The sequence below is a fragment of the uncultured Negativicoccus sp. genome, assembly GCF_902480485.1.
Taxonomy (GTDB): Bacteria; Bacillota; Negativicutes; order Veillonellales; family Negativicoccaceae; genus Negativicoccus; species Negativicoccus succinicivorans.
In genome coordinates, this window is record NZ_CABSTC010000058.1 from 1 (window position 1) to 7342 (window position 7342).

The following is a 7342-nucleotide window of genomic DNA, read 5'->3' on the forward strand; positions in this document are numbered from 1 at the left end:
GCAGCAGCAACAGTCCGGCTCCAAGCAAAACCAGCACTGGCTTGTATCTCTTGACAGTTTAAAAGATGCTCTCACCACCGCTCGCAAGCGGTAATGTTTTCTGTACTATTGTACTCATTGCCGGTTCTTTTGTCAATCGTCTTCCTGCTCGCGGGCAGCTTGGGAAGCGCCCATGGCGTGCGGTACCAGCCATATCCGTACGGGCAAAAAAGATGCCCCCGCCGGCGTCCAGGTGACAGTCACCGTGGTTTCGGTAGGAAACGTTCCGAGATGGATCGTATCCTGTACCGTATCGGTACCGATGGCGCGCTTTTGGTAATGACCCGCGAGCGATATCGGCCGCCAACGACCGTTGACTTCGATGGCCATATCGCCGGCATAGCCGCCTCCCTGCGGATTGAAAAAAAGATCTACCGGCCCCAATCCGATGAGAGGAATTTTAATGGTATACGTCATGCCGTAATTGCCGCATAGGGTCACTTCGCGTCCGGTGATTTCATCGCGCCCGCTGAGGTAGGAATCGCGGGTACCGTCGGCCAAATGAATGACACGCATGCCGTCACGATCCGGACGATACGGTGCCAGCTTGACTTCGCGCGCCGTAGCGGGAAAGGTGCCGCGGTCATGCGACGCATCCTGTTCTAAGGGCGGCAGGTACGCCAAGCGGTGCAAGGCGGTGCGCGAAGTACCGAGCATAGCGACCCGCACATTGACGGGAGCTGACGTTTCCAAGTCCAAAATGCCCGAAATCAATTCGCCCGGCTGTACGACAATCCGTTCTTCTTGGAGCAGCAGTTCGGGCCGCCCTTCCGTCAGGCGCAACACGCGCTGCGTCGCCGACGCAAAAAGTTCTTTACGCGATACTTCCCGACCGTGGCGAGTATAAAAGCTGTCCGGCGTACCGACTACTTCCCGCGTCACGCCGACCGCCGCTCCGGTGGTGTCAGAAAGCGCATACACCACCAATTGCATCGGTCGCGGGGATCCGTTGACATGGTAAAAGTACAGCCGTCCATGGCCGTCAATGGTCCCTTGGCAAAGCAGGCCTTCCTCCATGACATACTCCGGACTGTCGGAAAACACTAAAGTCTCACTGTTATCCCTGCGTGTCGCCGTCTGTTCTTCCCCCACATACGGCGCCTGCCAGGCGGACAGCTCCGCCTCGGGATACGCTTCCGCGTGACCGTTGGCGAGCGATGCGACCAGCATCCCACCGACGATATTGAGCCAATTCTTCCAGGTTTGCTTCATGATTCCCCCCTATCCTGAGCTTGGGCCCGCAAGACGTCCGCAAGATCCGACAATTTCCTGAATCGGTGATACAATCCTGATTTTGTCATTTTTTTGTCGGTATAGCCCGCAAGCTCCCGAAGCGGTACATCGGGATGCGCCAAACGCAGTTCCGCCGCTTCTTTCAAACGCGGCGGCAAGGTGTGCAACGACTGCACGCTGCGGATCAGTTCGATGTCACGCAGTTGCCGTACCGCGGCGTCTACCGTTTTTTGCAAATTGGCCGTCTCGCAATTGACCACGCGGTTGACCTGATTCCGCATATCTTTCAACACGCGGACATTTTCAAATTCCAGTAACGCCTGATCCGCGCCCATAATTTGCAACAGCCGCGCGACGCTTTCCCCCGTTTTGAGGTAAACGATGTAATCGTCTTTGCGTTCGACGATGCGCCCTTGCAGACGAAACGTTTTAAGCATGCTCACCAAGGTCGTCGCAAAGGCAATGGACTCCGTGACGAACTCCAAATGGTAATCGCCTTGCGGACGATTGACCGAACCGCCGCCCAAAAAAGCGCCGGCCAAGTAAGCGCGCCGGACTTCCCGGCCACGAAACATTTCATCGTCACGGATCTCGGTCACGGGCAACAATCCCAATTCTTCCAGGAAGCGTTGGCCGATCGGACCGGGTAAAATCGTCAATGTATAGACATTTTTCTTGCGCAATTTGTTGCCGCGGCGCACCATCACCTGCGGCACGATACCGCCCGTTGCTTTGACATAGGTCAGCATTTTGCGCGCCGTCGGATTATGATGTGTCACAAACCGAATGCCCGCGCCGCCGTTCCCCATGACGAGCGATCCTCCCATGCGCAATAAGGCGGTGAGTTCCGAGCGACGGGCTTCGACTTCCGTCGGCACTACCCGCGCCAATTCGTCTTTTACTTGTTCGGCAAAGGACATCGCCGCCTCCTTTCTGACGCTTATAAACTGCGATCAAAATAGTAATCCAATAATTGTGGATGAAGATCCGACTGCACCGCGTGCACCATATTCACAATCGCATCGGCGACCAGGTCCGGCGCATGGCTTACCGTCATGCCGTCCGCGATCAGTTTCGCGCGCACGACTTTGGCGCCCAGCGCCTGTACCGCTTCGGTATCGCAGACCACGGGATAGGATCCCATGGCCGCGTAACGTTCGAGCACTTCGCCGGCCGGCGCGTAATCGTTCACCAAAACGTAATCCGCCACTCCCGGCCCGATATGATCGATCAACGCCCGCAAATGGTCCGCCACCGTATAGCCGTCCGTTTCACCGGGTTGGGTCATCGCGTTGCAGATATAAATTTTGGTGGCATCGCTGCGCCGCAAGGCGGTCGCAATTTCCGGCACCAAAAGATTCGGTAAAATACTCGTGTAAAGGCTCCCCGGACCGAGCGTGATGACATCCGCCGCTTCGATCGCCGCCAAGGCCGCCGTCACCGCCTGCGGCATATCCGGTAAAATATGCAGCCGCTGAATGCGACCGCCGTACTCCGGAATTTCGGATTCACCGATTACGCAGACGCCGTCAGTCATCTCTGCGCGCAAACGCACCGGCTCGGTCGTCGCCGGTACCACTTCCCCGCGCACATTTAAAATTTCGCTCGCCGCTTCGAGCGCCAAAACGGGATCCTTATATTCTTCCATTAATGCCGCCAGGAAAAGATTGCCCAAACTGTGTCCGGCCAATTCCCCTGTGCCGCCGAAACGGTGTTGGAAGATGTATTCCATCTGACTTTCCTTGTCGGCCATGGCCACCAGGCAGTTACGCAGATCGCCCGGCGCGATAATATCCATTTCCTCGCGCAGGCGGCCCGATGAACCGCCGTCGTCGGCGACGGTCACGATCGCTGTCAAATGGGACGTTTTCGTTTTCAAACCGCGCAGCAGTTTCGAAAGGCCGGTACCGCCGCCGATGGAGACGATCGCCGGTCCCCGATCCCGCCGTGCGCGTTCCAACATCATCTGGCTGACTTTGCCGGAGCCTTCCGGCGCGATGCTCTGCAAAATGCGCTGCATCAAACGCTGGAACGAGAAAATCATCACCAGCGCGCCGACGATGATCAGGACCGCCCCGACGCCGGCGAGCAACGTGTAATTGTAACGTCCCGTCATCTCGTAAAGAACGCGGAACAAAAATTCTTCCAGCACACCGAAAACCTGGTAGTTAATAATGGTTGTCAGACCTAAGACCAAGAGCAAAAGTCCTACCGAAAAGAGTAGAACCCAACGTTTGATGCGCAGCCCCGGATAGAGCCAGCGCCATGCCGAATGCCACATAAGCTACTCCTTTGCCGGCGCGTAATCCTCGTGCACGTCATTTTTAAATAAATCGCGGTGTTCCGTTGATACACTGTAACCCGCTTCTTTGAAGTGGCGGGATAGTGCTTCGGCTACCCAAACGGAACGATGCATCCCGCCCGTGCAGCCGACGCCGATGACCCACTGCTGCTTGCCTTCCTGCTCATAGTGCGGCGTGAGAAAATCGACCAATTCCGTGAGTTTTTGCATGAATTCCTTGGTGACATCCCACTTGCCGATATACTCGCTCACCGCCGGTACCCGTCCCGACGAGTGTTTCAATTCATCCAGGTAAAAAGGATTCGGCAAGAAACGCACATCCAGCATCATATCCAAATCCAGCGGCGTGCCGAACTTAAATCCAAATGACACCACCGTAATATTGAATCCTTCCGCCGTACTGTAATTTTTAAACTGCTGCTGCAACAGACCCTTTAATCCCTGCAAAGAAAGTTCGCTCGTATCGATTACCGAGGCCGCTTGCTCCTTGATACCGCGTAAAAGCGCGCGCTCTTTTTGCAAGCCCTGCAAAATACGATCGCGCGGCGCCAGCGGGTGCGCCCGCCTGGTTTCCTTATAGCGGCGTACCAGCACATTGTCCGTCGCATCCAAAAAGAGCAGCCGGTAATGGTAACCGCCCGCCGCCAATTGTTGCAGCGCGTCCACGAGCGACGTGAAAAATTCACCGCCGCGAATATCGACAACCAGCGCCGCGTGCTGGACTTTCGGACCGCCTTCGCGACAGATTTCCGCGAATTTCGGAATCAGTACCGGCGGTAAATTGTCCACACAAAAGTACCCCATGTCCTCCAAAATTTGGAGTGCGCGAGACTTTCCCGCCCCGGACATGCCCGTCATAATAATCAGCTGAAAATCACCGGCCATCATTTGCCTCCAATACATATTTCGCGACTGTTTTCGCGACGCCGTCCTCATTGTTGCTTGGCGCAATATACCCCGCTACCGCTTTCAGTTCCGGCACGGCATTGGCGACCGCCACCGGCCAGCCGACCGCACGCAACAGATCGAAATCATTTTGCGCGTTGCCGAATCCCATCGTCTGTTTCATACTGATACCGTACCGAAGTCCCAGCTGCTCGACGGCGACCCCTTTGCTGACGTGAGGCGCCACCATTTCAAAGAACATCGGCGATGACTGTACAAAGTGCACCCGCCCGGCAAATTTTTCCCGCAATACCTTGGCTATGCGCGCTATTTTTTGCGGATCGGGTTCATTGATCAAAAGTTTCGTCGGCGCGGCCGCTAATGCATCCATTTCAGCACCGATCACTTTCGCTTCAATGCGGCAGTGTTTCTCGTAATCGTCAACGCGCCGGTCGCGAAAGCGCACCCACAGTTCATCATGCACATACGCATGTACGAACGCGTCCAACTCGCACGCCGTCGCCACGATTTCGCGCGCGGTGGCCAGCGGAATCGGCGCGTGATATAAAATTTCACCGGAAATGCATTTAGCGATCAAGCCGCCCGAATACGTGACCAGAGGCACATCGCCCAGCCCGAGTTCGGTCGCCAGTTGTCGCGCCGAGCAAAACATGCGCCCGGTCGCCACAACCACCCGCACGCCGGCTGCCAGCGCCTGCGTCAATATGTCATGTGTGTATGGCGAAATCGTCGTGTCGTCATGCAACAGCGTGCCGTCCATGTCGATCGCCAACATACGAATATTTGGATTCACTTCATCACCTCGAGTGTATTATAACACGGAGCGGCGTGTTCCATCTTTCGTTGCCCTTACTTGACAGTCTTTTAACGCGCTTTGGCATTTTTTTACAGCGAGTATTTTTGACAAAATCAGGTGTTGCCGACACATTTTCTGCGATCGTCGTTATACCTGCGCTTTGCTCCGGTGAACGATCGGCAAAATAGGATTGTAAATGGCGCAACAAAAAAAGCGGCCGAAGCCGCTTTTTATCATTAGAAAAGATAGGTCGCCTGGATGCGGAACGTATCATCGAGTTTTGCGCCCGCTTTATTTTTCGCATCGAAAACGTAGAACGCTTCCATGTACACGTTTTTCACCGGTACATATTTGAGGCTTGCCATCCAGCCTTCCGCGCCGCCATGTTTTCTATTGTAGTTCTGACGGAAATATTTCGGCGCATTTTTCGGATCGAATGTCCATTCCGCCATCATGTCGGCGAAGTAAGACGCGGTCGACTGGTCGCCATAAATCGATTCCAGCTGATGTTTTACTTGCGCCTGCGCGCCATCATAGATCGGGTTGCCCGTCGGTTTCCAGGAATCGTTTTGCAGGAAGTGCGCATCCGGTTTCTGCATGCCGCTCAGGTACGGACGCAGTACTTCCAATTTGTTTCCGCCGAAGTACGAACCGGCATCGCTGGAGAAGTAATCCAGACCGACCTGGAAGGAGTGCGGATACGCCGGGTGCGCGATACCGAAAGACGCGCCGGCGGTCCAGATTTTCGGTTTTTCGTTATTGACTATGTCTTTCGCGTTATTCAAAATGTAGTCGCCGTGGATATTGACGAACGGATGCGGCCAAACGGAAAGACCCACGCCGTACACTTTAACGACTTCACCGGTTTTGCTGCTCGGTTGTAAGTGCCAAGCGGTAAAGTCGACCTTACGCTGCTGATGATAGGCGTATTCGACGAATAACGATTCCGGTGTAAACGCCGAATGATCCTCGCGACTCTGAATGCCGTAAGCGACGAGCATCGGGTGAACGAACGGCATGTCCAGACTCTGTACATGACCGTAGGAAATTTTAACATGACTGCCCTTTGTCGGGTTGCCCAAAGTCAGGCCGACACCGCTGAACGCATCATTGTAGAAAATACCGGTTACGCCCAAGTCCGCGCGGTATTTACCGAAAACAAGCGAGCCTTTATCGAAATGATGCTGCGCAAAAAGATATTTGACCTCCAGATTATCATAGTTATTGTGGTCTTTAAATCCGGCATACCCCGCGTCCGTGTACGGTTCGCCGTTAAGAGCGTGCGTCGATTCCAAAACCGTGGTTACCGTGGTTCGTGGGCTGACGCTGGCAGCTAATTTAATATCGGCTTTTGCTTCGACGCGGTCATCACCGCTGCCGTAACCGTCACGAATATCCGAATCGCCGGTCTGATAGGACAAACGAACCGCGCCGCTGATTTTCACATTGTCGACGCGGTCTTCCAGCGCGCTGACACGAACACCCAGACTGCTGAGTTCATTCGCGAACTCCGCTTCGAGTTGTTGCAACTGTTGTTGCTGTTCCGCATTCATCCGGTCTTCTCTGACCATTGCACGAGCAACCAGTTGCGCCATTTCGTAACGGGTAATCGCCTTTTCTCCCCGAAACGTCTGATCGGGATATCCCTCGATGATCCCTTCGGCAGCCAGCTGCTGCACCGCTTGGTACGCCCAATCCTGCGGCGTTACATCACTGAACGGTTGCGCGGCCTGCGCGCTTACCATACCCGCCAACGCGAGCAATAATGTTGCGGATTTTAATTTCATAAATAAACTCCTCTACTTTGTATTCTCAATTAGGTGCTTGAAAGTCTAACATTATTTGATAAATTTATGAATTCATCTCGTTTATTATAAAAAAAACAGCCCGATACGTCAAGACTTAAATTTATTTTTGGTGCACCACAGAAATGCATACTACTTACTGTATAAGAAACTTCTTCCGAAATCTCCCGGCCGCATGACTGACGGTATTCTGTAAAGTTTTTGAATACTCGTCTTTGGGGTTGAATCAATTTTAAGTAGAATACGATATTTGGCGCGGAC

At 54.1% G+C, this 7342-nt stretch carries 7 protein-coding genes; all 7 read right to left on the bottom strand.

Annotation, left to right across the window (positions count from 1 at the left end):
* Positions 1 to 132: 132 nt before the first annotated feature.
* Positions 133 to 1251, bottom strand: coding sequence for a hypothetical protein (locus RDN69_RS05320; RefSeq protein WP_273259569.1), 1119 nt, complete (start codon positions 1249 to 1251; stop codon positions 133 to 135).
* The gene (gene whiA / locus RDN69_RS05325) at positions 1248 to 2192 is read right to left on the bottom strand and encodes a DNA-binding protein WhiA (protein ID WP_024048931.1); all 945 of its coding nucleotides are present in this window, start codon (positions 2190 to 2192) and stop codon (positions 1248 to 1250) included. Before whiA ends, RDN69_RS05320 begins: the two co-directional genes overlap by 4 nt.
* Before the next feature lie 20 nt (positions 2193 to 2212).
* Positions 2213 to 3553 (bottom strand): YvcK family protein, encoded by a 1341-nt coding sequence (gene yvcK, locus RDN69_RS05330; RefSeq protein WP_024048932.1) that lies wholly within the window; start codon positions 3551 to 3553, stop codon positions 2213 to 2215.
* Between the two features lie 3 nt (positions 3554 to 3556).
* Positions 3557 to 4459 (bottom strand): RNase adapter RapZ, encoded by a 903-nt coding sequence (rapZ, locus tag RDN69_RS05335; protein ID WP_024048933.1) that lies wholly within the window; start codon positions 4457 to 4459, stop codon positions 3557 to 3559.
* A complete protein-coding gene (locus RDN69_RS05340) occupies positions 4449 to 5273 on the bottom strand; it encodes a Cof-type HAD-IIB family hydrolase (RefSeq protein ID WP_024048934.1) in 825 nt (274 codons plus the stop codon). The genes rapZ and RDN69_RS05340 overlap by 11 nt, the downstream gene beginning before the upstream one ends.
* 239 nt (positions 5274 to 5512) lie before the next feature.
* Positions 5513 to 7063 (bottom strand): S-layer homology domain-containing protein, encoded by a 1551-nt coding sequence (locus RDN69_RS05345; protein ID WP_273259565.1) that lies wholly within the window; start codon positions 7061 to 7063, stop codon positions 5513 to 5515.
* Between the two features lie 29 nt (positions 7064 to 7092).
* Positions 7093 to 7342: hypothetical protein (locus tag RDN69_RS05350; RefSeq protein ID WP_288218332.1), on the bottom strand; the 250-nt coding region annotated here is incomplete at its 5' end.